25 protein-coding genes are annotated in these 22,413 nt (G+C 55.7%); 9 read left to right on the plus strand and 16 right to left on the minus strand.

Going from position 1 to position 22,413, the window contains the following annotated elements; translation table 11 throughout:
* Positions 1-285 precede the first annotated feature (285 nt).
* Positions 286-786 (plus strand): CoA-binding protein, encoded by a 501-nt coding sequence (locus DC3_RS25995; protein ID WP_146890631.1) that lies wholly within the window; start codon positions 286-288, stop codon positions 784-786.
* Positions 787-802: 16 nt separating this feature from the next.
* Here the strand turns inward: DC3_RS25995 and DC3_RS26000 are convergent, their stop codons facing one another.
* The 4 genes from DC3_RS26000 to DC3_RS26010 form a co-directional block, all read right to left on the minus strand.
* A complete protein-coding gene (locus DC3_RS26000; protein WP_146890634.1) occupies positions 803-2,008 on the minus strand; it encodes an alpha/beta hydrolase family protein in 1,206 nt (401 codons plus the stop codon).
* A gap of 132 nt (positions 2,009-2,140) precedes the next feature.
* On the minus strand, positions 2,141-2,281 hold the full coding sequence (locus DC3_RS29405) for a hypothetical protein (protein WP_186816274.1): 141 nt from the start codon (positions 2,279-2,281) through the stop codon (positions 2,141-2,143).
* A gap of 70 nt (positions 2,282-2,351) precedes the next feature.
* A complete protein-coding gene (locus tag DC3_RS26005; protein ID WP_146890637.1) occupies positions 2,352-3,584 on the minus strand; it encodes a hypothetical protein in 1,233 nt (410 codons plus the stop codon).
* A 190-nt stretch (positions 3,585-3,774) separates the two neighbouring features.
* Positions 3,775-4,020, minus strand: coding sequence for a hypothetical protein (locus DC3_RS26010; protein WP_146890640.1), 246 nt, complete (start codon positions 4,018-4,020; stop codon positions 3,775-3,777).
* Positions 4,021-4,136: 116 nt separating this feature from the next.
* Here DC3_RS26010 and DC3_RS26015 point away from each other — a divergent pair, with 116 nt between their 5' ends.
* Positions 4,137-4,418, plus strand: coding sequence for a DUF427 domain-containing protein (locus DC3_RS26015; RefSeq protein ID WP_146890643.1), 282 nt, complete (start codon positions 4,137-4,139; stop codon positions 4,416-4,418).
* 19 nt (positions 4,419-4,437) lie between these two features.
* On the opposite strand, the gene DC3_RS26020 is transcribed toward DC3_RS26015, so the two are convergent.
* Entirely contained in the window at positions 4,438-5,106 is a 669-nt protein-coding gene (locus DC3_RS26020) for an HD domain-containing protein (protein ID WP_222594835.1), read from the minus strand.
* A 203-nt stretch (positions 5,107-5,309) separates the two neighbouring features.
* Here DC3_RS26020 and DC3_RS26025 point away from each other — a divergent pair, with 203 nt between their 5' ends.
* Positions 5,310-5,603, plus strand: a complete 294-nt coding sequence (locus tag DC3_RS26025) for a hypothetical protein (protein WP_146890646.1) — start codon at positions 5,310-5,312, stop codon at positions 5,601-5,603.
* Between the two features lie 46 nt (positions 5,604-5,649).
* On the opposite strand, the gene DC3_RS26030 is transcribed toward DC3_RS26025, so the two are convergent.
* The gene (locus DC3_RS26030) at positions 5,650-6,243 is read right to left on the minus strand and encodes a DUF4126 domain-containing protein (RefSeq protein WP_146890649.1); all 594 of its coding nucleotides are present in this window, start codon (positions 6,241-6,243) and stop codon (positions 5,650-5,652) included.
* 70 nt (positions 6,244-6,313) lie between these two features.
* Between DC3_RS26030 and DC3_RS26035 the strand changes: the two genes are divergently transcribed.
* Positions 6,314-6,628: a c-type cytochrome gene (locus DC3_RS26035; protein ID WP_186816275.1), complete on the plus strand. Its 315-nt coding sequence runs from the start codon at positions 6,314-6,316 to the stop codon at positions 6,626-6,628.
* Positions 6,629-6,678: 50 nt separating this feature from the next.
* Here DC3_RS26035 and DC3_RS26040 read toward each other — a convergent pair whose 3' ends face one another.
* From DC3_RS26040 to gcvT, 3 genes are all read right to left on the minus strand, one after another.
* Positions 6,679-7,977, minus strand: a complete 1,299-nt coding sequence (locus DC3_RS26040; RefSeq protein ID WP_146890655.1) for a flotillin family protein — start codon at positions 7,975-7,977, stop codon at positions 6,679-6,681.
* 328 nt (positions 7,978-8,305) lie between these two features.
* Positions 8,306-8,677, minus strand: a complete 372-nt coding sequence (gene gcvH, locus DC3_RS26045; protein WP_146890658.1) for a glycine cleavage system protein GcvH — start codon at positions 8,675-8,677, stop codon at positions 8,306-8,308.
* A gap of 62 nt (positions 8,678-8,739) precedes the next feature.
* Positions 8,740-9,795 carry a glycine cleavage system aminomethyltransferase GcvT gene (gene gcvT / locus DC3_RS26050; RefSeq protein WP_146890661.1) on the minus strand — a complete coding sequence of 352 codons (1,056 nt, stop codon included), beginning with the start codon at positions 9,793-9,795 and terminating at the stop codon, positions 8,740-8,742.
* 107 nt (positions 9,796-9,902) lie between these two features.
* Here gcvT and DC3_RS26055 point away from each other — a divergent pair, with 107 nt between their 5' ends.
* The 3 genes from DC3_RS26055 to DC3_RS26065 all read left to right on the plus strand — a co-directional run bounded on the left by DC3_RS26055 (position 9,903) and on the right by DC3_RS26065 (position 12,057).
* Positions 9,903-10,910 carry an App1 family protein phosphatidate phosphatase gene (locus tag DC3_RS26055; protein WP_186816276.1) on the plus strand — a complete coding sequence of 336 codons (1,008 nt, stop codon included), beginning with the start codon at positions 9,903-9,905 and terminating at the stop codon, positions 10,908-10,910.
* Between the two features lie 191 nt (positions 10,911-11,101).
* On the plus strand, positions 11,102-11,515 hold the full coding sequence (locus tag DC3_RS26060; protein WP_146890668.1) for a hypothetical protein: 414 nt from the start codon (positions 11,102-11,104) through the stop codon (positions 11,513-11,515).
* Positions 11,516-11,646: 131 nt separating this feature from the next.
* Complete coding sequence (locus tag DC3_RS26065) at positions 11,647-12,057, plus strand: YchJ family protein (RefSeq protein ID WP_146890671.1); 411 nt, start codon at positions 11,647-11,649, stop codon at positions 12,055-12,057.
* Between the two features lie 107 nt (positions 12,058-12,164).
* Here the strand turns inward: DC3_RS26065 and sat are convergent, their stop codons facing one another.
* The 5 genes from sat to DC3_RS26090 form a co-directional block, all read right to left on the minus strand.
* Positions 12,165-13,316 (minus strand): sulfate adenylyltransferase, encoded by a 1,152-nt coding sequence (gene sat, locus DC3_RS26070; RefSeq protein ID WP_146890675.1) that lies wholly within the window; start codon positions 13,314-13,316, stop codon positions 12,165-12,167.
* A gap of 62 nt (positions 13,317-13,378) precedes the next feature.
* Positions 13,379-14,029 carry a phosphoadenylyl-sulfate reductase gene (locus tag DC3_RS26075; protein WP_246130819.1) on the minus strand — a complete coding sequence of 217 codons (651 nt, stop codon included), beginning with the start codon at positions 14,027-14,029 and terminating at the stop codon, positions 13,379-13,381.
* 4 nt (positions 14,030-14,033) lie between these two features.
* Entirely contained in the window at positions 14,034-14,573 is a 540-nt protein-coding gene (cysC, locus tag DC3_RS26080; RefSeq protein ID WP_034344505.1) for an adenylyl-sulfate kinase, read from the minus strand.
* Positions 14,570-16,159 carry a nitrite/sulfite reductase gene (locus tag DC3_RS26085; RefSeq protein ID WP_146890681.1) on the minus strand — a complete coding sequence of 530 codons (1,590 nt, stop codon included), beginning with the start codon at positions 16,157-16,159 and terminating at the stop codon, positions 14,570-14,572. Before DC3_RS26085 ends, cysC begins: the two co-directional genes overlap by 4 nt.
* A gap of 602 nt (positions 16,160-16,761) precedes the next feature.
* Positions 16,762-17,064 carry a hypothetical protein gene (locus tag DC3_RS26090; RefSeq protein ID WP_146890685.1) on the minus strand — a complete coding sequence of 101 codons (303 nt, stop codon included), beginning with the start codon at positions 17,062-17,064 and terminating at the stop codon, positions 16,762-16,764.
* A gap of 169 nt (positions 17,065-17,233) precedes the next feature.
* On the opposite strand from DC3_RS26090, the gene DC3_RS26095 reads away from it, so the two are divergent.
* Entirely contained in the window at positions 17,234-19,729 is a 2,496-nt protein-coding gene (locus DC3_RS26095; RefSeq protein ID WP_246130820.1) for a U32 family peptidase, read from the plus strand.
* An 85-nt stretch (positions 19,730-19,814) separates the two neighbouring features.
* Here the strand turns inward: DC3_RS26095 and DC3_RS26100 are convergent, their stop codons facing one another.
* A complete protein-coding gene (locus DC3_RS26100) occupies positions 19,815-20,861 on the minus strand; it encodes a M4 family metallopeptidase (protein WP_146890688.1) in 1,047 nt (348 codons plus the stop codon).
* 165 nt (positions 20,862-21,026) lie between these two features.
* On the opposite strand from DC3_RS26100, the gene DC3_RS26105 reads away from it, so the two are divergent.
* Entirely contained in the window at positions 21,027-22,004 is a 978-nt protein-coding gene (locus DC3_RS26105; protein WP_146890691.1) for an aldo/keto reductase, read from the plus strand.
* Between the two features lies 1 nt (position 22,005).
* Here the strand turns inward: DC3_RS26105 and DC3_RS26110 are convergent, their stop codons facing one another.
* Positions 22,006-22,356, minus strand: coding sequence for a hypothetical protein (locus DC3_RS26110; protein ID WP_146890695.1), 351 nt, complete (start codon positions 22,354-22,356; stop codon positions 22,006-22,008).
* Positions 22,357-22,413: the final 57 nt, after the last annotated feature.

The raw sequence follows: 22,413 nt of genomic DNA on the forward strand, positions 1-22,413 counted from the left end.
GGGACATTTGTCAATAATCAAAACCACATTTATGTATTAGGTAAACAATTAAAACCAATTTTCGGAATTTGATTGTTTTATTCGCCACTTTGCTGCTGTAAACCCACACGAAGTTCAGAAAATGCACTCTGCAGGAAAGAAGTAAAACCAGAAAAGACAAAAACGCTACACGTGCACACCCGGTTTACATTTGAACCGGGTTCACAGGAAGCTTTTCAAGCAGGACACTCTTCACTTCGCATCTGGTCAGAACACGCCTATGGTGAGGTGAAAAGGAGTCCAGCCATGACCCGACTGAACAATCTGGTCCAGCAGTTCCTCGTGCAAAAAAGCATCGCAGTGGTGGGCGTGTCCGAGAAAAAAGAAACAGGAGCAACGTTCAACTACAAGAAATTCAAAGAGGCAGGTTACCGGGTCTACCCCATCAATCCACACCTGCAAACCTTCCAGGGATCAGTGTGTTACCCGGACCTCAAATCCCTTCCTGAGAAGGTGGACGCTGTCTTCGTTCTGGCCAACCCGGGCGTCACCCAGAAAATCGTCGAGGAGTGCGTGAGGCTCGGGATCAAGTACGTCTGGATGCACTGCATGATGGGCGTCAAACCCGGTGCCATGAAAGACCAGACCAGTGTTTCTGCTGAAGCCATCAAACTCTGTCAGGAACACGGCATCCACGTGATTCCGGGGTCCTGCCCTGCACAATTCCTGAACCCAGACTTTGGCCACAGGATGATTCGGGGGGTTTGCGGCCTGATGGGGAACCTGAAGATCAGGACCCCTGCCTGAAAAAAGGGGCAGGACTTCACTCTGCTGGGGTCCTGCCTGACTGTTCCAGCTTCAGTCCTGCTCTGCCATTGGAAGTGAATCCTTTCAGGCCGTTTTCATCCTGCAAGTAGGCCACCATCGCTGTTTCACCTTTCAAGTGAAGCCCCAGAAAGGCCGTCACAAAGTGCTGCATGATGTTGTTCATGCGCACCGTGTCCCATACGGGATCAGCGTAGTGTTTGAAATCGATGGGGTCTGCCTCAGCTTCAAAGGGTGCAGGGATCGGAGCAGCAACATTGTGATTGGCTTCCTCAAAAGTCAGAAGGTGTCTTTCTGTACCCGTGAGGCAGTGAAAGACCGCTTTCACACCCGTTTCATATCCCGCCACCTCGTCCCTTGACCCACCCATCAGAAACACAGGCACTTTCACGTCGGCAAAAGCTTCAGGTTGCCAGAGACCATAATTCATGCCCCAGGGTGCAACGGCCACGGCGGCACGGATTCTGGGGTCTATGGCGCGGTGATATTCAGGGTTGCTGTGGGCACGTTCCTGCAGGAGACCCAAAGGAGGCCCTTCAGGTGAAACCACAGCAGCATCACTGAAGCCTGCCCCGATGCTGTTGAGGACCCCGTATCCGCCCATGGAATACCCAATCAGAGCCTTGCGATCTGTGTCCACCAGTCCAGAGAACAGTCCAGGCTGGTCTTTCAGATCGTTGATTTCCTGAAGCACAAATTGCTGGTCCAGGGGCCTGTTGTAGAGCGTGCTGTTGAACCCTGACAGGTCGCTGTAGGTGCTGTCGGTGTGGTCGATGGACACCACCACATAACCTTTGCTGGCCAGATTTTCGCCCAGATGGGCCATCAGGTAGCGGTTCCCAGGATAACCATGAGACAGCACAACCAGAGGGTAGGGTCCCTGCTCCGTGAGGGGACGGGCATTTCGAACGGCCTGACCATGCAGCGTTGTGGGGGTTTTGCCGTCTCTGATCACGGTGTGGTACTGGGTGCCCTTTTGCTGGCCTGCATGCAGCTCTGCCGGATACCAGACTTCAAGGGTGAGGGGCCTGGGGGCAAACACCAACTCGGTGATGGAATTCAGAACATCTGCCCTTCTGGGATCGGTCCAGTGCAGGGTTTGCACTCCGACGCTGAAAGGGCCAGGTGCAGCAAGTTCAGGCGCATCTGGCCTGACCAGATCAATGCGGTTTTGCCGGGTTGCTGTTTCAGTTCTGGTGTTCATGGTCCACCCCACCTGCAAGAATTAGACTGAGTCTAACATCTTGTCCGGTCAGGGCAATGGCATCCGGTCACAGTCCAGGAGTCACAGCCTTCACCTGTCTGCACAAAAAAAGACCGAAGTGGCTTCAGTCTGTCATCGGCTTTTTTTGATTTTGCGTCCCAAAGGCCGGAAGGCACGCCTGAACTCTCCAAAGACCTGCTCCCAGACCCGCACATTCATCAGGAGGAGGCTGCAGACCACCAGCAGGAACAACACCCAGATCAGTGTCATCATCGCCATTCAGCATAGCATCAGGCGGGGAAATGTTCACCTGTTGTTACAAAATGCCTGCTGGACTGAACCCTCAGAAGGTTGAGCCATCAAAATTGAAGATGATGTACCTGTGGTAATACATCTGGCTGAAAGGATAAGATCCTTCGGACATCACCTCTCGCACGCCCCCATCGCTGTGCAGGACCAGTTTGAAGAACACCATTTTGCCTTGCGTTTCCATGCGGGTCAGCAGGTGAAGCTTGAGTTTGAAATCTGCATTGACCTTGGTGAACATTGGCATCTCAATGCTCATTTCACGGTCCCCTTTGAGCTGCTCAAAAGTCACCGGGTCCAGGAAGGTGTAGATCAGGAACTGGTTCACCCCGAATTCCTCACTGGCCTTCAGAACAGCGCACTCCGGGTTGATGAAAAAATGCCACACATGGTCCACCAGTGTGGGCAGGGGTTTCTGTGGGTACAGCACCTCTCCTACAGGCGTCTTGATGCGCACACAGTAGAACTGTTCGGCCAGAAAAGAAGAAATCATCAGGTCCAGAAAAGCCCGTTTGCCTGGCACAGACAGATCGTGTGGATAGCCTGTGAGCCTGACCCACTGGCCCGAAGGGAAACCACTCAGGTCGGGCAGCAACTGGTCTGAAGGGTCCACCACCTGGTAGCGTCCATCTGTGTAGATGCCATAAGGGTAATCGTGGGCAACCCGCTCCAGCACATATTGCTGGAAAGGCTCCTGGTGCATGGGAAACCCAAACTGGGCATCATAGAAACCAGGTTTGTAGTCCTGATCTGGATAAAGCTGCTCTTTGATGGTGCTGAAGAAGTACATGGAAGCAGAGATCAGCTGCACTTTCTCCTGCAGATCCTGGGAGCCATGCTGCCTGACCCACTCGCGGTTTTCATGGTCCAGTTTGCGGATCAGGCCCATGAAGATGTTCCAGCGGCGCTGGTCCACAGCCTGTTTCAGGGCAACAAACTCTGGAGCGTGAATCTTCAGGAACTCCTTGTACTGCTCCAGGTCATGGAAAGGATCATAGGCCAGAAAGAAGGCCCCATCGTCTTCAATGGCCCGCATTTCCTCCAGAACCTGTTGGGCCGCGGCAATCTGGTCTTGCAGGCTTTCCAGCAATTGCAACTGGGAATCGTGCACCAGTCTGAGCAGCATCATCCACTCTTCAGGGCTGGCCGGGAGGGGTTTGGGAACGGGAAAAGGATTGCCTTCAGAGTCCATGGGGGTGAAATGCCCCTCACCCCGGGACAGTTTCTGCACCAATTCAAGGTCCTGTGCGGAAAACAGATCCAGATTCAAGCGAACAGAGTATTTGCCAGGCCCCTGGGAGATTTCACGTTGGTTCGCTGGCAATTTCAGAATCTGCGGACGGTTCACAGTTAACAGTATAAAATTACTTTCGGTCAAAAATCACCGATCAGATCTCAATGGAGCCTGAACAGGGCAGTACTGGCAGAGGGTCACCCTGCTCAGGTTCCCTCGGCTGCTTTCAGAGTTCAGCCAGAATCTCCTGAAGTCTGGCCTCAATCAGGATTCTGTCGGTCCCGGAGGGGAAATCAGCCAGAAGCAGGGTTTCCCCTCCCAGCAGGTGGGCTTCGATCAGGCAGCGGAATTCTCCACTCACCGAATGCAGTCCTTCTCCGGGAACAAGCTGATTGTCCCGAAACACCACTTTTGAGATCAGGTCAAGGTTGATGTACACATCTGGATTGCCAAAAGAACGGTATCTGGCCATGCTTCCAGTGTAGATCGGGACCTCTTGCACAACCCTTCCGAAGGCATTCTCAGGCAAGGTGATGCAGCACACCCAAAGCCTTCTCCAGACATCCGAGAATGAACCCAGGAGGTCCCATGCCAAAAGCCATCTGGAACAATCAGGTCATTGCAGAGAGTGACGACACTGTGGTTGTCGAAGGCAACCACTATTTTCCCAGATCATCTGTCAATGCACAGTTCCTGAAACCCAGCACCACCCACACCACCTGCCCCTGGAAAGGCGAGGCCAGTTACCACACGCTGGAAGTGAATGGTCAGCAAAATCCAGATGCAGCCTGGTACTATCCTCAGCCCAAAGAGGCAGCAAAACACATCAAAGACCGCATTGCTTTCTGGAAGGGCGTGCAGGTTCAATAATTCACGTTCCAGATGGAAATCACATGCGCAGGAAATGCTGCCGGAACTCTCCTGCCCCGTAGTCGCTGACCCCCAGCATGCGTTCGGTTTCCTGGGTGGTGCGGGCCAGCAGTTTCACCAGCCTCTGGTAACGGGGGTGGAGGTCACTGCTGGTCTTGCGAAACGCTTCGGTGAGCGCCCGGTAATACCACAACGTGCCCCATTTGCCTCCGGTGAACCTGCTCCACACAGCGTCCCCAATGTCCAGGTAATCTTCCTGAATGGAACGTGCGTTGTACACCTTGTCGGCAAGAGCGACCAGGCGGGCAGAAGCAGACTTGTCAGGGATGCCCTGCAGATAACGCTCCTTGCGCCCAAGCCAGTCTGCCCGCACGTCCTGTGCCCGATCTTTGGCTTCCTTTGAAGCGTCTGTGCAGCCCAGAACAATGTCCAGCACTTCGTCTCCAAAGAGTCTTCGGATGTCTGGGATGGCGGCTTCGCCCACATCTTCAATGGTGTCGTGGAGCAACGCAGCGATGGCCTCGGTTTCATTGCCTCCGTGTTCGATCACCAGACTGCACACCCCGAGCAGGTGCCCCAGATAAGGCACGGGCAGGGGGCCTTTGCGGGTCTGGGTGTGGTGGTTGCGGTAGGCAAAATCCAGTGCAATTTGAAATGATTCGGTCAGCAGTGCAGGAGAAACCATCATAGAGAGAGTGTACATGCTGCCTGAGCCCCTGCGCGGTGTCCGTGCCTCAGGAACAGTCAACCCGGGAATGTCCAGTTGTGCTCTGGTGCAGCCCTCTTCTCCAGTTTCAGACATGGTGCATCTGACCTGGCCACATGAACAATGGCAACAGCAGGGTCATGCCTTGCAGAAGAGGCGCTCTGACTGAAGCAGTATGCTGAGACATGGACACCTTCCTGCAGCAGAAACCCGAGATCACTGGCCTGGACCTCCGTCATGACCTCATTGTGGGGATGGTGCTCACGGTGCGCTTTCAGGAACGCCACCTGATCTGCATGGGCGTGCAGGATCTCACCATCCTGGCGCATCCCCTGGTCCTGCCTGTGAGCCCTTTGCTCCTGATCTACCCGCAACACCACGACGACCCGGATGAAACGCTGTACACCATCAAGGACAATCAGGAGAAGTTCATCCGGCTGTATTGCCAGAGTTACGAGTGGACCGACGCCGTGCTGTAGGGGCGGGTTGCTTGCTCGCCCCACAATGAACGAACATCAAAAACCCTCAAACTGCAGCCTTCCTGCGTCCAACACCAAAAATGCGCCGGACCATCTTCCAGAGCAGCACAATGACGAGCACGCAGATCAGAACCAGAACCCCAATGATGCTTGCTGCCACATAAGGGTACTGATGAAGCAGGTAAAGCAGGGTGGGGGTCAGCAGGTCTTCAAACAGGCTGAGAGCCCAGTTGCTGAAAGGCTCCGGACTGGCATTGACGGTGGCCCTGGCACTGGCCTTTGCAAAATGGCTGGTGGCTGCAACAGTGCCTCCCAGAATGCCCAGTGCGTACTGCACTGAGGTGCTGTCTCCTTCTGGCACGAACTGGGCCGCAATCCAGCCTGCCACCGGAAGCCGGATGAAGGTGTGCACGGTGTCCCAGGTGGAATCCACCCAGGGAACCTTGTCTGCAAAAAACTCGATGAGCACCATCAGGCCTGTGGCCACCAGCACGTAGGGACTGCTGAGCAGGTGCATGCCTGCTGGCAGGTTGACCCAGTTCATCAGGTCGGCCATTCCGGCCAGGAACAGCACCATGTAAAGCCGCAGTCCGCTGAGCCAGCTCAGGCCCAGGCCAGAGAGGGTGGTTAAAGGGTCCATGACACCATCTTAAAAGGCTTTTCATCTGCACTCTGTGCAAAAGGGTGCATGATGGACCATGGAGGTCACCATGAAACATCTTTTGATCGTTGGATGTGCACTTCTTTCCTCACTGGCCCTGGCTGCCCCTCCAAAAGGGGATGCCAAGGCCGGAAAAACCCTTTTCCAGACCAACTGCTCGGGCTGTCATGGCTCGAAGGCTGAAGGGGCGTTTGGTCCCAAACTGGCTGGAGACGCCTCGAAATGGAAGTTTGAGCTGTTCAAGCGTGCCCTCACCAAAGGCCTGGACGACAAGGGCAAAAAACTGCAACCATCCATGCCCCACTTCAAGTTCACCGACAAGCAGATCGCGAACATACAGGCTTACCTGAAAACCCTCAAGTGAGTGCAGAGGAAATGGACAGGGTTTTCTCTACACTGTCCATTTCCTGCCATTCAATCTGCCGCTTCTTTTGCTGAGGGCTCTGACTCCAGCATCATGGTTTTCCTCAGGGATGCCAGCAGGTCCACGCCTGTGGTGTTTTCCATCTGCTGAATGAAACTGAGGATGCCTCTGGGGAGGTTGTTGAGCACCGAGTTGAAGCCCTGACCGTCTCCAGAGTCAATCACGCTCAGTTTGTCAATCTTCACATCCCTGACTGCATCTGCCACATCCTTGATGAGGCCTGGCATCATGTTGAGGATGAACGCCCGCTCTCCTGCAACTCCGCCCTGTGAGAAGGCCTCCGTGAGCAGCCTGAACGCTTCTGCTCTGGCACGACCATCTTCGATGATGGGGGCCGCTTCGGCCTGAGCTTCCAGAAGTTTTGCTTCCCGCTGGGCACGGGCGGGTGTGATCACGTCGGCTTCCAGGCGCTTCTGGTTCAGCACGATGCGCTGGTGTTCCAGATCCTGTTCAGCAATCACCCGGGCACGCTCCCCGGCCACCGCAGCTTCATTCTCTTTGGCGACTGCAACGGCACTCAGTTCTGCCGTGCGGACCCTGAGCTTGTTCTGCTCTTCAATGATCGCCTGCTGTGCCTGTGCCTGCGCCACCTGAGAACGCTGCTGTGCCCCTGCTTCCACCTGGGTGGCTTCGGCGTTGCGCTCCGCTTCGGCAATTCTGGCTTCCTTCAACACATCTGCTGTGCGCTTGCGTCCAATGGATTTCAGGTAACCTGCATCGTCAGCAACATTCTGGATTTTGAGCGTGTCGAGTTGCATGCCCAATTTGTGCATGTCATGCTCTGCTTCCTCAATTAAGGCAGCAGCAAAGCGCAATCTGTCTTCGTTGATTTCTTCCGGGGTCAGGGTGGCGATGATGCCGCGCAGGTTCCCCTCCAGGGTGTCTTTGGTGATCTGGGTCAATTGTGTCTGTGTGGTGTTCAGGAAGCGCTCAATGGCATTGGAAAGGTAAGGCTCTCGGGCATTGACCTTGACGTTGGCCACAGCGTGAATCGTCAGTGGGATTCCTCCTTTGGAGTAGGCATTCTGCACAGTGAGGTCCAGAGGCATGGTATTGAGGTCCATCCAGCTGATCTGCTCCAGCATGGGGATGCGAAAAGCACGTCCTCCACGGATCACCCGGTAACCCACGGTGTCTCCATCTTGCTGGGCCGTTTTGCGGCCCGAAATCACCAGCACCCGGTTCGGCGGAACCACAATCAGGCAACTGTTGATCAGGGAGACCACCAGAACCACTGCAAGAACCAACAATCCAAAAACAACCAGAAAACTTCCAACGCTTAAATCCATAACATACCCCCTTCTTATTTCACAAACCCGATCAGCAAAAACAACAGTGCTCTGTCATGTCATTCACCAATGACATGATTTTTGCTGGTCCTGTTTTGAAACAATGCACGCAGACAGTTCGAACTGCAATGACAAAACGGAGACCGATCACTGATCAGTCTCCGCCACGCCCACATATGGAGGTGGGTCTCCGGGTTTCCCCTATCTGCATTCATCATATAAGAAAAATGAAACCACGTAAAGAGTAACGGCTTTCAGGGATCTTTAACTTCAGATGTCTTTGAAAAGAAAACCCCTCCAGCAGGAGGGGCATCTGCAACTGGAGGTCTTACTCCATGTACTGTTCGTATTCCTGAGCATCCACCAGTTCATCGGAGAGGTCGGTGAAGCGAACCTTGAAAAGCCAGCCGTTTTCGTAGGGGTTCTCGTTCACCTGCTCAGGGCTGTCTCCGAGGGCTTCGTTGACGGCCACCACCACACCAGTGGCTGGGCTGTAAATGTCAGAGGCGGTCTTCACGGACTCGACCACGACAATGGCTTCGCCGATGCTGACTTCACGGCCAATTTCGGGAAGCTCGACGTAAACCACGTCGCCAAGCTGGTCCTGGGCGTAGTCGGTGATGCCGACGGTGATGGTGTCTTCTTCGGTGCGAACCCACTCGTGGGTCTTGGCGTACTTCAGGTCAATGGGGGTTTCCATGGTTTCACTCCTTGGGAACGCAGGGGGGCCTGCGCAGAATGGACGTGCGCTTTTCCAACAGTTTACTTGCTCAGGAAGGGCAACTCCACCACCTGTGCCGGGGCTTCCTTGCCCCGCACTTCGACAGTGAGGTCCTGGCCAAGTGCGGCCACATCAACATAGGCCATGGCAATGGGCTTCTTGAGGGTGGGGCTCAGGGTGCCTGAGGTCACCACACCGACCAGCTCGCCTCCAGATTTGACAGGGTAGCCTTCTCTGGCAGGAACTTTCTCCAGGGTCAGGCCAACCAGTTTGCGGGTCACTGGCTGTCCTGTGAGGGCCTCTTTGCCATGAAACTCCTTGTCTTTAATCACCCAGCCATAGTGGGTGGCCAGTGGGGTCAGGGTGTCATTGAATTCATGCCCGTACAGAGGGAAGCCAGCTTCCAGACGCAGGGTGTCACGGGCTCCGAGACCACAGGGGGTGATGCCAAGGGCCACCAGTTTGTCCCACAGGTCTGCTGCAAGTTCTGCCTTCACGAAGACCTCGAAACCGTCTTCTCCGGTGTATCCGGTGCGGGCGAGCATCACATTGAAACCCATCAGTTCTGCAAAGAACACGCTGTTCTTCTTCTTTTTGCTGAGGTCCACGTCGATGTGGGGTTGCAGGGTCTCCTCTGCTTTTGGGCCCTGCACGGCAATCAGGCCCCACTGGTCAGATTCATTGCTGAATTCCACATCGCCAGACAGCAAACTCTGGATATGCCTGAAGTCCTTGTCGATGTTGGAAGCATTCACCACCATCAGGTACTCTTCGGGGGCGATGCAGTAGATGTAGATGTCATCGATGAGGCCGCCCTCGCTGCCTGGAAGCATGTTGTACTGGGCACGTCCGGGTTTCAGTTTGGACACATCGTTGGGGGTGATGCTCTGGAGGAACGCCAGCGCACCGCTGCCTTTGAATCGGAATTCGCCCATGTGAGACACATCAAACATGCCCACACTCTCGCGGACGGCTTGATGCTCCTGCATCACACCAGCGTACTGGACAGGCATGTCCCAGCCGCCAAAGGGGACCATTCTGGCTTTGAGGGCCAGGTGACTCTGGTAAAGGGGGGTGCGTTTCAGCTGTTCATCCATGGTAGGTCCAATTTACCACAATCGTATACGCGTATACGTTTTTCAGCTGTGCGTTTCCCTGGTGAGAAAAAATCTTTATAATGGTCACGCGAACTGAAGAGGCTGATGTGCAGAGAATCATCAAACTGCTGAAAAAACTCCCCCGCAGACGACCCCTGCAACTCATCCCTTACAGAGGATTCGGGACACCCACCAACGTGCACCTGCGAGGCCGTGTGCTGCTCGCCTTCAACCTGCTTCCCGCCAGCAAGGAAAGCAGCCGCTGGATGAACTTCCGCAACATGTGGGCCAGGTTCGCCAGCGACGAGGTGCGGGGGGTGCAGGTGAGCGCCACCATCAACAACCACACCTACCACGCTGAAACAGACCCTGAGGGCTTTTACGAGATTGAAGCCCACCTGCCAGAGCCCCTCCCACCCGGATGGCAGTTTGTCACGCTGGAACTGGAAGACGGCACCGAATGCCGAGGAGAAATCCTCGTCTCGGACAATGCCGATTTTGGCATCATCTCCGATCTGGACGACACCGTTTTGCAGACAGGAGCCACCGCCATCTTCCGCATGGTGATGATGATCATCTTTTCCAACGCCCACACGCGCCTCCCCTTCAAAGGGGTCTCCAGCCTGTATCAGGCCTTCCACACCGAGAAGAACCCTATTTTTTATGTGTCTGGCAGCCCCTGGAACATCTACGACCTGCTGGCAGAATTCATGGACATCAACCAGATTCCCCGTGGTCCCATGGTCCTGAAAGACTGGGGGGCCCTGAACATCAAAAACCAGAAGGGGCACAAGTTGCGCTTCATCCGGGAAATCCTCAACACCTACCCGGACCTGCCTTTCCTGTTGATCGGGGACAGCGGCGAAAAAGACCCGGAAATCTACCAGCAGATTGTCTCCGAGTTTCCAAGCCGCATCAAAGCGGTCTACATCCGCAATGTCACCCCGGGGCCAGAACGGGAACAGACGGTTCAGGCCATTGCCCACCAGGTGCAGGGTCTTGGCGTGCCTTTCCTGATGGCCAAAGACTCTCTGGAAGTGGCAGTTCATGCCCATTCTCTCGGGCTGATCGGAGACGAAGAACTCCAGACCATCCAGAACCACATGCTGAAGTGAACACCAGCAGTCACCTGAGGCGAATCTTAAAGAAACTTCTGAATTTCATGAGCGTTATGCTCAAAGTTTTTCATTTTGGTTCAGAACAAGTGAGGTGAGCGTTCATTAGAATGGGAATGAGAAGAGATTTTTCTTTTCTGGGACACTCACAGGGAACCTCAGGCCTGGGATGTTCCATCTGGAGGACGCACATGAAAAAATGGATCGCAGTACTGATTGCAGGTTCTTTGGGCTCCGCCTTCGCCGCAGACAAGGTTCATGTTGGCCTGCCCTATGTGGGGTTCAGCACGGATCTCTCACCCACCACTGAAGTGCGTTTCACTGCAGGGCTTTACCAGTTGGATGTTGCTGCACCGATCCGACTGAGCAGTGATGCCAGTTACGTGTATGCAGCTCCACAGGTGGGTTTTGGCTGGACGAGCAGTTTCTGGTCTCCCTTCGGCAAAAATGCTGGCTTCAGTGCTGGAGCAAACCTCGGCTACAATTACCTGCTCAATGAAGACTGGCGCATCTATGGTGAAGCTGGTCCTGCTCTGTATTTTGGCAGTGGTGGGGTAGGTGTAGGCCTGAACGTCAAAATTGGTGCCAGCTTCACCCTCCGCTGAAATCAAACCCTTTAAAGCAGAGACGTTGAACGTCTCTGCTTTTTTGTTTGCATGAACCAGAGGCAGGGCGATCTCAGGCTGTTCTAGACCCCCAGGTTGCACCTGCCGCTGCAGACAGGTATGACAGAGCCATGCCAGCCCTGTTCCATCCCCCTTTCAAACCCTGCCCTTGCGGATCAGGGCGCTCCTTCCAGAAGTGCTGTGGTCCTTTGCTTTCAGGAGAGGCCAGAGCCTCCAGTGCAGAGCAACTGATGCGTTCCCGTTACACGGCCTTTGTGCTGAAACATCAAATGTACCTGCTGCAGACCTGGCATGAGAGCACCCGTCCTGCCACACTGGATCTTGCAGACGACACCACCCGCTGGGAATCCCTGACTGTTCACCACAGTGAGGCAGGACAGCCTGAGGACACCACAGGGACTGTAGAGTTCACAGCCCGGTTCCGGCTGGAGGGGAAACGCCACCAGATGCGGGAGAACAGCACTTTCATACGGACAGAAACAGGCTGGAAGTATGTGCAGGGGGAGCAAAAAAGTCCTTGATCCTCAAAAAGCAGCTTCCCAGATAGAATTTCGGCCAGCAGGGAAACCTGCTGGCCTTCGACGATTTGCGTGAAAGCGTGGAATTTTGAAGTTGGGTGCCCTGAAACTTACTCCTGGGCGTTGTAAGCAGCCCGCAGGATTTCAGCCACTTCTGGACGGGTGAACTCTCTGGGGAGGTTCTCTCCAGCACGGAGCATGCCACGCACCCTGGTTCCAGAGAGGATCAGGTGGTGCTTGCTGTCGTGGGGGCAGGTGCGGGGAGACACCATCTGGCCGCAGGTCTGGCAGTAGAAGGTGTGCTCGAATTTGAGGATGGTCAGGCCCAGTTCTTCAGGGTTGTAAGCACCAAAGATTTCCTGAGCGTCGTAAGTGCCGTAGTAGGACCCCACACCTGCATGGTCACGGCCCACGATGAAGTGGGTGCAACCATAGTTGCGGCGGCTGATGGCGTGAAGGATCGCTTCACGGGGACCAGCGTAACGCATGGCAGCAGGGTACACACCCAGCAAAACACGGGTTTTGGGGTAGTAGTGCTCCAGCAGTTTCTCGTAGGCTTCCATGCGGGTGTCTGCAGGAACATCATCAGACTTGGTGGCGCCAACGAGGGGGTTCAGGAACAGACCATCCACCAGTTCCAGAGCAACCTTGTGCAGGTACTCGTGGGCACGGTGAATGGGGTTTCTGGTCTGGAAGGCCACCACGGTTTTCCAGCCACGGGTCTCAAAGATCTCGCGGGTTTCTGCCGGGGTGTAGTGGTGGTTGGCGAACTGCCCACGGTTCAGCTCGAACAGGGTCACTTCACCGGCCAGGTTGATGTCTCCCTGAGCGTAGAGTGCAGCGACGCCTGGGTGGGCCTCTTCGGTGGTTTTGTAGACGTGTCCGGCTTCCCATTCTTTGCGGGCAGCGTATTTCTCGGTGATGTTGAGGGTCCCGACGGCTTCACCACCGTGGGTCAACACAACCAGACCAGACAGCTGATCTGCCACCTCCTGAGACACGCCCAGGGTGATGGGCACGCTCCAGGGCAGGCCACTGTCGAGGCGCATGTTCTCAACAACGTTCAGGTAGTCCTTTTCGCCCATGAATCCGGTCAGGGGGGAGTAAACGCCCGTTGCGATCAGTTCCAGATCGGCAAAGTTGCGCTCGGACAGTTCGATTTTTGGCAGGGTGCTCAGGTCCCCGTCAAACTTCTGAACGCGGTTGATCAGCACCCCTCCGTGGGGGGTTGGCAGGTGGCTTCTGGCGATGGTGTTGGTCATTTCAGGGATTCCTCTAATCGGGGTGATGCTGTAGGGGTGGGCCGCCGGCTCACCCTGTTGAATTAAAGTGTGTTCTCTCCGACCCACAGTCCGCACTCGGTCTTGCCTTTGCCCGCCCAGCGGCCTGCTCTGGCATCTTCTCCGGGGCGCACGGCTCTGGTGCAGGGCCAGCATCCGATGCTCAGGAAACCGTCCCAGTACAGGGGGTTGATGGGGAGATCGTGGGCGTTCACGTAGGCTTCTAAAGTGCAGCGGTCCCAGTAGGCAAGGGGGTTGATCTTGGTGCGCTTGCCTTCTTCCACGAAAGGGATGTCCTTGCGGGTGTCTGCCTGATCGCGGGAGCGTCCGTTGAGCAGGGCACTGGGGGCTTTCTCGGCAAGGTAATTTTGCAGAGGGGCAACCTTGCGAACGGCACAGCAGCCATCCGGGTCGGTCTGGTACTGGGTGTCCTCGTTGCTCAGACCGGCATCCAGAGTCACGAACTTCAGTTCCGGGTATCGGGCCTGCAGTGCATCTCGGGTTTGCAGGGTCTCGTGGAAGTGGTATCCCGTGTCAACGAAGATCACCTCTCCCCGGTACCCTGCCTTGTAGGCCAGGTCGATGAGCACCACACCGTTGATGTTGAATGCGCTGGGCATCGTGAGGTCAGGGTAGGTTTCTAAAGCCCACTGGATGACTTCGGTCGGGTGTGATGTGAACGAGAACTCGGGCATGGTCTTACGCTCCCACCAGTTCACGCACGCGCAGGCCGACAGATTTGCGCAGCACATTGAGGCAGTCCTCGATGCTGTTCAGGTCGGTGCGCAGGTGGATGTCAGGGTTCTCGGGGGCTTCGTAGGGGTCACTCACACCGGTGAAGTGGGGAATCTCACCAGCGAGGGCACGCTTGTACAGGCCCTTCACGTCGCGGGAGGCCACCACATCGAGGGGAGCGTCCACGAAGATTTCTTTTCCATTGGGGAGACCCTTCACCACTTCGGTGCGGGTGTCGCGGTAAGGACTGATGGCGCTCACCAGCACGGTCACCCCGTGTTTGGCGAGCAAACCCGCCACAAAGCCGATGCGCTTCACGTTGGTGTCGCGATCTTCTTTGGTGAAGCTCAGGCCCTTGGAGAGGTTTTCGCGAACGGCGTCACCATCCAGGACTTCCACGGAACGACCAGCAGCTTCGAGTTCTTTTGCAAGGGCGTAGACGAGAGTGCTTTTTCCTGCTCCACTCAAACCGGTGAACCACAGAACCTGTCCCTGGGTGCTCATGCCACTACCTCCGCTAACACGTTGTCTGGTAAGAAGGGCTCAGTGCCGACACGATCCACAAACTGCACGAAAGACTCATTGGGGGCTTTGTTTTGCTTGAAGTAGTTCAGCACACGCTCGGTGTAGATGTGGAGCTGTTCGGTGGGAACGCGGCCTTTGAGTTTGATGCCGGTGCGCTGGGCTTCACCCAGAGAACCTGCAAGGTGCACCTGGAAGACTTCCTGTCCGCTGAAGTTGGAACCCATGAAGCCGAGGTCAGCCACCTGATAACGGGTGCAGGCGTTGGAGCATCCGGTCAGGTTGATGGTGATGGGCACATCGAGGTCCAGGAATTTGGGTTCCAGGTAATCGATGGCTGCTGCGGTTCTGGCTTTGGTTTCGGTGAGGGCCAGACGGCAGAACTGGGTTCCGGTGCAGGCGATGGTGGTGGCCCGCAGGGTCAGGTTGGGTGCGAGGTCCAGCTGACGCAGTTCCTCAATGGCCTGATCAATGAATTCAGGTTTGATGTGGGGAACCAGCAGGTTCTGGTAAGGGGTGGTGCGGATCTCGTCAGCACCGTATTTTTCAGCGATGTCGGCAAGCAGACGGGCCTTGGCAGGGGTGATGCGGCCCACGGTGGTGGCAACCCCGATGTAGTAGTTGCCGTCTTTCTGCTTCTGCACGCCCACGAAGTCCACGCCGCCGAAACGGGCCACAGGTGCGGCAGGTCCGTCGGTGAACTTGCGTCCGAGGTACTCGGTTTCCACGATCTCGCGGAAGCGCTCGGCTCCAATGTCCTGGATCAGGTACTTCAGGCGGCTCTTTTTGCGGTTCTGGCGGAAACCGTGGTCCCGGTAAGCGCGGGTGATGGCGATGGCCACTTCCAGCACCTCTTCGGGCTTGATGAACACCCCGAGGCGCTTGGCGAGGTGGGCCTGTGCGCCCAGTCCACCACCAACCCAGACGTCAAAACCGACTTCTCCGTTCACTTTGTGGGCCAGGAAGCCCAGGTCATTGATGAGGTGAATCCCTTCCTGCTCGGGGAGTCCGGTGATGGACACCTTGTACTTTCGGGGCAGGTCCTGGAACTCGGGGTTGCCAGAGAAGTAGTGGTGCAGCTCATTGGCAAGGTCGTTCACGTCGATGACTTCGCGGGCGTCCAGACCTGCAACAGGGCTGGAGATCACAGCACGCACGGTGTCACCGCAGGCCCCCTTGGCGGTCAGGCCAACAGCGTCCAGACGGTTGTAGATGTCGGGAACGTCTTGAATGGTCAGCCAGTGGAACTGGAAAGCCTGACGGTCGGTGACGTCCAGAAAGTCACGGCCATAGTCTTCAGCGATGCCGGCAATGGTGCGGAGGGTGTTGCCATTTACGGCACCTTTTTGAATTTTGACGCGCATCATCAGGTATCCATCTTCCTGAGGACGTTGCGGATAAATGCCGTGCCATTTCATGAGGTCGACCAGGTCTGCGGGGATACCGTGGTATCCCACTTTGGCCCACTCGTGCATGTAGCCGAGCACAACCTCGAAAGGGGGGTGTTGTTTTTTCAGTTCTTCGATGTTTGCTGCCACTTTTGCTGCCTCCACGCTCGGGGTCGTCATCCCCTATAGTTGAGTAAAATTGTAATGTATATTAAATGATATTTTTTGTAACTTTGTCTAGACCCGTATCACAATTGTCCAGAAAAATTGCCATAAGATATTTGAGTTTCCATTCTCAAGACCCATCATAAGACACAAAGTGTATTTTTCTTCTGTCCTGGAGATGTTTTTTCACGGGACATCGTGCACCAATTGATTTTTAGACCGGATTTAGACAACCTAGGCAAAATGGCCTATGGGATGGCTCTTTCTGGGATCAAGCTTCAGCAGACAAACCGTTATGCCCCGCATGGAGGGCAGGTACAGTTCCTTCAATCCGTCAACATCTGGTAAAAAGAAACCTCCGAAAAGACCTTGCTCTTCGCAGTTTTTCTGTCTGTTCTGCTCATGGCCTGATTCCCCACAACAAAATACAGATCTTGTAGATTGATGCTGGTTGGCCAGGAGCAGTGCAGGTCAGCCCACCTTTTCTTTCAAACCTTCAAACAAAAGAACAACACCAGAGGATCTTCTGGACCAGTGATCTGCTTCTGGGTTCTGCAAGTCTGAAGCATTGAGCCATTCCAGGCAGCTGCTTTTTAAGTCTTAATTGATCTGTCCCATCAACTGACTTTGACGGGTTCGAAAGGAAGGTTCCAGTCATGCTGACGCACATACTTGCCGTCATGCACGCTGTACTCTCCCCACAACATGAGGTCCCGGCAGTCTGTGAGACCCAGTTGGAGTGCCTGTTGCAGCACCCCCAGATCTCCTCTTGCCACGAACACCGCACATCTGAGCTGTCTGGGAGAGAAGAAGCAAAAGGAATCGGTCCCCAGAGCTTTCTCAATCAGAGAAAGGGCCTGTGTTGCCTGTGCCTGAAAGTCCTGCTCGATCCGGTTCAGGATGTCCTCTGGAATGGCCATGAGGCCATTGTAATCTGAAAATCACAGGACATGGGAGGTCAAAATTCTGGATCAGGTTCAGATTTGGAAATGCTTCCAGGGAGCAGGACACCAGCTGCGCGTGCGACAGAAGGAGAGACCGTGATCCTCTCACACTTCCCTTTTCTAAAACCCGCTATTCTGGAGTGTTATGAGTCGCACCCCCCGCAAGCCTGAGTTGATGAGTCCTGCCGGTTACTGGCCGGAAATGCGTGCCGCCGTAGAAGCTGGTGCAGATGCAGTTTTTTTCGGCATGAAGCACTTTACCGCCCGAGCCAAGGTGGGTTTTGAAGTCCCTGAACTTCCTGATGTCATGCGTTTCCTGCATGAACGGGGTGTGCGGGGATTTCTGACTTTCAACACGCTGGTGTTTGACCGGGAAATCCACATGGCTGCAAAAGCCATCGAGGACATCGCCCGGGCGGGTGTCGATGCCATCATCGTGCAGGATCTGGGCATCGCCCGACTGGCCCGCGAAATTGCACCAGAGCTGGAGGTGCACGGGTCCACCCAGATGAGCATCACCAGCAAGGAAGGGGCAGAACTGGCTTACCGGTTTGGAGCCAACCGGGTGGTGCTGGGTCGGGAACTGAGCCTCAGGGACATTGAGCGCATTGCCAGCAGCACGGACATTGAACTCGAGGTGTTTGTGCACGGGGCGCTGTGCGTGTCCTACTCGGGCCAGTGCTTTTCCAGCGAAGCCTGGGGCGGACGCAGTGCCAACCGGGGCCAGTGTGCGCAGGCCTGCCGCTTGCCTTACGACCTGATCGTGGATGGGCAGTACCGCAACCTGGAAGAAGCACGTTACCTGCTCTCCCCTGGCGATCTTTACGCCCTCCATCAGGTACCCGAACTCATGCGCATCGGGGTGGACTGCTTCAAGATTGAAGGCCGTTATAAGGGTCCAGAATACGTGGCCATCACCACCCAGGCCTACCGCAAAGCCATCGACGAAACCTGGGAAATGGGCAGCTTTCACATCACGCCAGAAGAAGAAAGAGACATCGAACAGGTGTACTCACGGGGTCTGGGTCCCTGGTTCATGCAGGGCACCAACCACCGTCAGGTGGTGAGAGGCCGGGCTCCTCGCCACCGTGGGGTCAAACTTGGCGAGGTCACCGAAGTTGGGCGGGGATTTGTCCGGGTCAAATGCGCTTTTGAACCCAAGCCCGGAGAGGGTCTGGTCTTTGATGCCGCCCACCGCCGCAGCCCTGAACTGAAAGAGGAAGGGGGCAACATCTATGAGGTCTCCCCTGTCAAAAAAGGCGTGTATGAGCTGCGTTTTGGGAATGGTCAGATTGATTTTTCCAGAATTGCCGCTGGAGACTGGGTGTGGCGCAGCAGCGACCCCACCCTCCAGAAAAAACTGAAACCGCTGACCGAGGCCAGCAAGCCTGTCTACACCCGTCCAGTGAACTTTGAAGTTTATGCCCGGGCAGGTGAACCCATGACCCTGGTGGCAATGGACACCGAAGGCCACAGTGTGGTGGCCGTGTCAGAGGGTCCTGTCCAGCTTGCCCAGAACCGTGCCCTGACTTCAGAGAGCCTGCAAGCACAGCTGGGCAAACTGGGAGGCACCCCTTTCCATCTGGCAGACTTCCATGCAGATCTGCAAGAAGGCCTTTTCATGCCTCTGGGAGAACTGAACACCCTGAGGCGTCAGGCGGTAGATGACCTGCTGGCCCTGCGAGGTGAATTGCCGCAGCGCAACGTCAAGGCGGCAATTCACCTGGGAGGATTTCAGTCTCACAGTGCAGGTCAGAACGCTCCAGCAGAGCCACAACTTCACCTGCTGGTCCGCACCCCCGAACAACTCGAAGCGGCCATTGAGATGCAACCTGCATCCATCACCCTGGACTATCTGGAGCTGTATGGCCTGAAACCCAGCGTGCAGAACGTCAAGGAGGCAGGCATTCGCGTCAGGGTGGCCAGTCCCAGAATCCTCAAACCCACCGAACAGAACATCCAGAAATTCCTGCTGTCTCTGGACTGTGAAATCCTGGTGCGTTCAGGAGGGCTGCTCGAAGGCCTGCTGCAGGTGGAAAATCGTCCTGCACTCATCGGAGATTTCAGCCTGAACACGGCCAATGTCCTCACCGCTGACACCTACCTGGAACTCGGGGTGGATGTGGTCACCCCCACCCATGACCTGAATGCCCTGCAAATTGAAGAACTTGCCGAAAACATCGGTGGGGACCGCATCGAGGTGATTGCCTACCAGCACCTGCCCGTGTTCCACACCGAGCACTGCGTTTTCTGCCGTTTCCTCAGCGAGGGAACGGACTACACCAATTGCGGTCACCCCTGTGAATCGCACAAGGTGGCCCTGAAAGACAAACGGGGCCTCATGCACCCCGTGATGGCTGATGTCGGTTGCCGCAACACCGTTTTCGGAGCCGAAGCCCAGAGCGCCACCAAACACCTGACAGGCTGGCTGGAAAGTGGCATCCAGAACTTCCGTCTGGAATTTGTGCATGAAAGTGCAGCAGAAGTCCGTCAGGTCACCCTGGCCTACCAGAGTTTCCTGTCAGGTCAAATGGGTGTGATGGAGCTGGAATCCCGCCTGCAGGAGCTCACCTCCCAGGGCATCACCGAAGGCAGCCTGTTTGTGCCCCATGATTTCGAGAACCTGACCCAGTTGATGTGATTCAACTCAAAAACCACAGGGGTGAGCCATCGGCCCACCCCCTCGTTTGCATTTGTTTGCAGGCGTCAGAAATGCTGGTCTGTGCTCAGGGCTGCATCCCTCTGGCCAGGAAGGCGTTTTTCACGGCTGTGGCTGCTGTGGTTCCGTACATGCTCTGTGCGGTATCCACGGTGGCTTTTGCTGCAGCATTGAAGCTGGTGTCTGGTGCAAATTTGAACTGGGCGTTGATGATCACCCGGTCTGCCTTGTAAGCTCCCAGCGCTTTGCGGATGTCAAACAGGGCTCTCGACCAGATTTCTCCATCTGCGTGGACCTGCCCCACCTGGTCTGCAATGGTTTTGTTTTTGTCGGTGCGCCTCAGGCAGTGTGGGGCGTTGGTGTAACTGACGCTGTCCCAGTCGGCAATGCAGGCCAGGTCTGCTTTGATGGGAGCACCATATTTTTTCGCCACCGCTTCACCCACGGTGAGGGCCAGATAGTCCCCGAAGGCCTCACCAATGGCGCCTGCTTCCAGTGAACTGCCAAAACCGGTGACCTGGGCGTCATGCACGGCATGTCCATATTCGTGGACGATCACTTCTCCGTCTTCTGCATCGTCGACACCACCTTTACCAAGGCGAATCTCGTCTTTGGTGTCGATGCTGTAGGAGTTGTCCTGTCCCCACTGGTTGATGCGCACATCCTGCGACTCCATGTTGACGGGAGGGAGTTCCCCGGTTCCAAAGCCCAGGCTTTGAATGTATTTTTGCGCTTCGGTGATCCAGAAATAGGCCATCACCTGTTCAAACTGGTCGCTGCTGCGGGTGTAATTCAGGGGTGCAGAAGTCACCTGCACGGGTTTCCCTGTTTCACTGCGCACAGTGGCCCACTTGCCCTGCAGGGTTCCGCTGCCATCAAGGTCGGTCAGGACCACTTTGTAATATGCACTGGAGGGGACGGCACTGTCTGCGTCTTTGCTGTCCTGAAGGGTCTGGTCTCCAGTGGTCTGCACCGGGTTGGGCAAAAACACCTGCGCGTTGGCAGTGGCAGGACCACCAGCCAGCTTCTGGGAAGTGAACCCGGTCTGATTCTGGGTGCTGTTGCAAGCGGACAGCAGCAGGGCACAGGCCATCATGGTGTAGCGTCTGGTCATGAGAAACCCCTTTTGAGCGAAGTGTTGTGCTGAATTTGTGTGATCTTAACTTACCATTCTGACCCGTTTCTGACCCAGAACTGACGATGGGCTGAATCCACAACATAAGCATGTTGACTTACTTTGCTCTGCATCAGAACAAAATGAGGCATCAGGAGACACCACATGAAACGCAAAATTGGCACACGGGAAGTCAGTGCCCTGGGCATGGGCTGCTGGGCCATTGGTGGAGAATGGTTCGCTGGAACACAACCTCTGGGCTGGGGCAAAGTGGACGATCAGGAATCCATCCGTGCCCTGCATGCAGCACTCGAGCTCGGCATCACCCTCTATGACACTGCAGACATTTACGGGTGTGGGCACAGCGAACGCATTCTGGGTGAAGCTTTTGGGGGCAGAGACGACATCTTCATTGCAACCAAGTTCGGCAATGTTCCCGATGAGGCCACAAAACAGGTCCTGGGGGAGGACACCTCTCCTGAATACATCGTGCAAGCCTGCGAAGCGAGCCTGAAGCGCCTGAGGAGGGAGCACATCGACCTCTACCAGCTTCACATCAACTTCCACGATCTGGACACCTCTTTCAGAATTGCAGAAACCCTGGAGCGCCTGGCCGAAGAAGGCAAGATCCGCGCTTTTGGCTGGAGCACCGATGATCCAGAGCGGGCAAAAGCCTGGAAACAGTACCCCCATTACCAGGCGGTTCAGCACTCCCTGAACGTCATGCAGTCCACCCCCGAGATGCTGAAAGTCTGTGAAGAGCTTGACCTTGCCAGCATCAACCGTGGACCCCTCGCCATGGGTCTACTCACCGGGAAATTCAGTGCAGGACATCAGCTGAGCGACACCGACATCCGGGCCAAGAGCCCTGACTGGATGGTGGCCTCGGGCTGGTTTGAGCACGGAAAACCAGGAAAGGCTTTTTTAAAACGGCTGGAAAGTGTAAGAGAAGTGCTGGCTTCAGATGGCCGGACCCTGGGCCAGGGGGCACTCGCCTGGATCTGGGCAACCAGTGAGAAAACCATCCCCATCCCTGGATTCCGCACCGTGAAGCAGGTTCAGGAGAATGCTGGAGCCCTGCAATACGGTCCCCTGCGGGCAGAACAACTGCAGGAAGTTGAAAGGCTGCTGGGACGGGCCTGATTCAGGACAGCAGTTTTCGAATGACCACGCCCTGCAGTTCCTCGGTGGACGTGCAGGCGTTGATCTCTTCTCTTGGGATCAACAGTTTCAACTGGCCTTTGTGGATCATGTACACGTTGGGCGCTTCCGTGCTGCCATATTTGCGGGTGAAGGTGTCCCTGCACAGGAAACGCGAAGGGAAAGGCAGGCTGGACACAAAAGCACGCCACTGGGCATCCCGGCCCAGAATCCCGTGCGTCATGGCATACAACTTGCAGGGGTGCCTGTCTGGAACAAAAGCAGCCTGGCTCCAGGAGCCCAGGCGGCTCAGAAAACGGGCATCTGTGTTGTACACGAAGATCAGCCTCTCCACGTTTCCCACTGTAAGCACTGCCCGGCGGTTTTACAGTGACGGTTTTGTTGCCCGTAT

Source organism: Deinococcus cellulosilyticus NBRC 106333 = KACC 11606 (assembly GCF_007990775.1).
In the GTDB taxonomy this organism is placed as follows: Bacteria; Deinococcota; Deinococci; order Deinococcales; family Deinococcaceae; genus Deinococcus_C; species Deinococcus_C cellulosilyticus.

Coding starts and splice junctions, on each gene's coding strand:
- DC3_RS26040 (WP_146890655.1), bottom strand. CDS start 7,977: ATGGATTTAAGCGTTGGAAGTTTTCTGGTTGTTTTTGGATTGTTGGTT.
- gcvT (WP_146890661.1), bottom strand. CDS start 9,795: ATGGATGAACAGCTGAAACGCACCCCCCTTTACCAGAGTCACCTGGCC.
- DC3_RS26060 (WP_146890668.1), top strand. CDS start 11,102: ATGAAAAAATGGATCGCAGTACTGATTGCAGGTTCTTTGGGCTCCGCC.
- DC3_RS25995 (WP_146890631.1), top strand. CDS start 286: ATGACCCGACTGAACAATCTGGTCCAGCAGTTCCTCGTGCAAAAAAGC.
- DC3_RS26020 (WP_222594835.1), bottom strand. CDS start 5,106: ATGATGGTTTCTCCTGCACTGCTGACCGAATCATTTCAAATTGCACTG.
- DC3_RS26015 (WP_146890643.1), top strand. CDS start 4,137: ATGCCAAAAGCCATCTGGAACAATCAGGTCATTGCAGAGAGTGACGAC.
- DC3_RS26030 (WP_146890649.1), bottom strand. CDS start 6,243: ATGGACCCTTTAACCACCCTCTCTGGCCTGGGCCTGAGCTGGCTCAGC.
- DC3_RS29405 (WP_186816274.1), bottom strand. CDS start 2,281: ATGATGACACTGATCTGGGTGTTGTTCCTGCTGGTGGTCTGCAGCCTC.
- DC3_RS26035 (WP_186816275.1), top strand. CDS start 6,314: ATGAAACATCTTTTGATCGTTGGATGTGCACTTCTTTCCTCACTGGCC.
- DC3_RS26010 (WP_146890640.1), bottom strand. CDS start 4,020: ATGGCCAGATACCGTTCTTTTGGCAATCCAGATGTGTACATCAACCTT.
- DC3_RS26105 (WP_146890691.1), top strand. CDS start 21,027: ATGAAACGCAAAATTGGCACACGGGAAGTCAGTGCCCTGGGCATGGGC.
- cysC (WP_034344505.1), bottom strand. CDS start 14,573: ATGAGCACCCAGGGACAGGTTCTGTGGTTCACCGGTTTGAGTGGAGCA.
- DC3_RS26075 (WP_246130819.1), bottom strand. CDS start 14,029: ATGCCCGAGTTCTCGTTCACATCACACCCGACCGAAGTCATCCAGTGG.
- DC3_RS26095 (WP_246130820.1), top strand. CDS start 17,234: ATGAGTCGCACCCCCCGCAAGCCTGAGTTGATGAGTCCTGCCGGTTAC.
- gcvH (WP_146890658.1), bottom strand. CDS start 8,677: ATGGAAACCCCCATTGACCTGAAGTACGCCAAGACCCACGAGTGGGTT.
- sat (WP_146890675.1), bottom strand. CDS start 13,316: ATGACCAACACCATCGCCAGAAGCCACCTGCCAACCCCCCACGGAGGG.
- DC3_RS26025 (WP_146890646.1), top strand. CDS start 5,310: ATGGACACCTTCCTGCAGCAGAAACCCGAGATCACTGGCCTGGACCTC.
- DC3_RS26090 (WP_146890685.1), bottom strand. CDS start 17,064: ATGGCCATTCCAGAGGACATCCTGAACCGGATCGAGCAGGACTTTCAG.
- DC3_RS26000 (WP_146890634.1), bottom strand. CDS start 2,008: ATGAACACCAGAACTGAAACAGCAACCCGGCAAAACCGCATTGATCTG.
- DC3_RS26065 (WP_146890671.1), top strand. CDS start 11,647: ATGCCAGCCCTGTTCCATCCCCCTTTCAAACCCTGCCCTTGCGGATCA.
- DC3_RS26100 (WP_146890688.1), bottom strand. CDS start 20,861: ATGACCAGACGCTACACCATGATGGCCTGTGCCCTGCTGCTGTCCGCT.
- DC3_RS26085 (WP_146890681.1), bottom strand. CDS start 16,159: ATGACGACCCCGAGCGTGGAGGCAGCAAAAGTGGCAGCAAACATCGAA.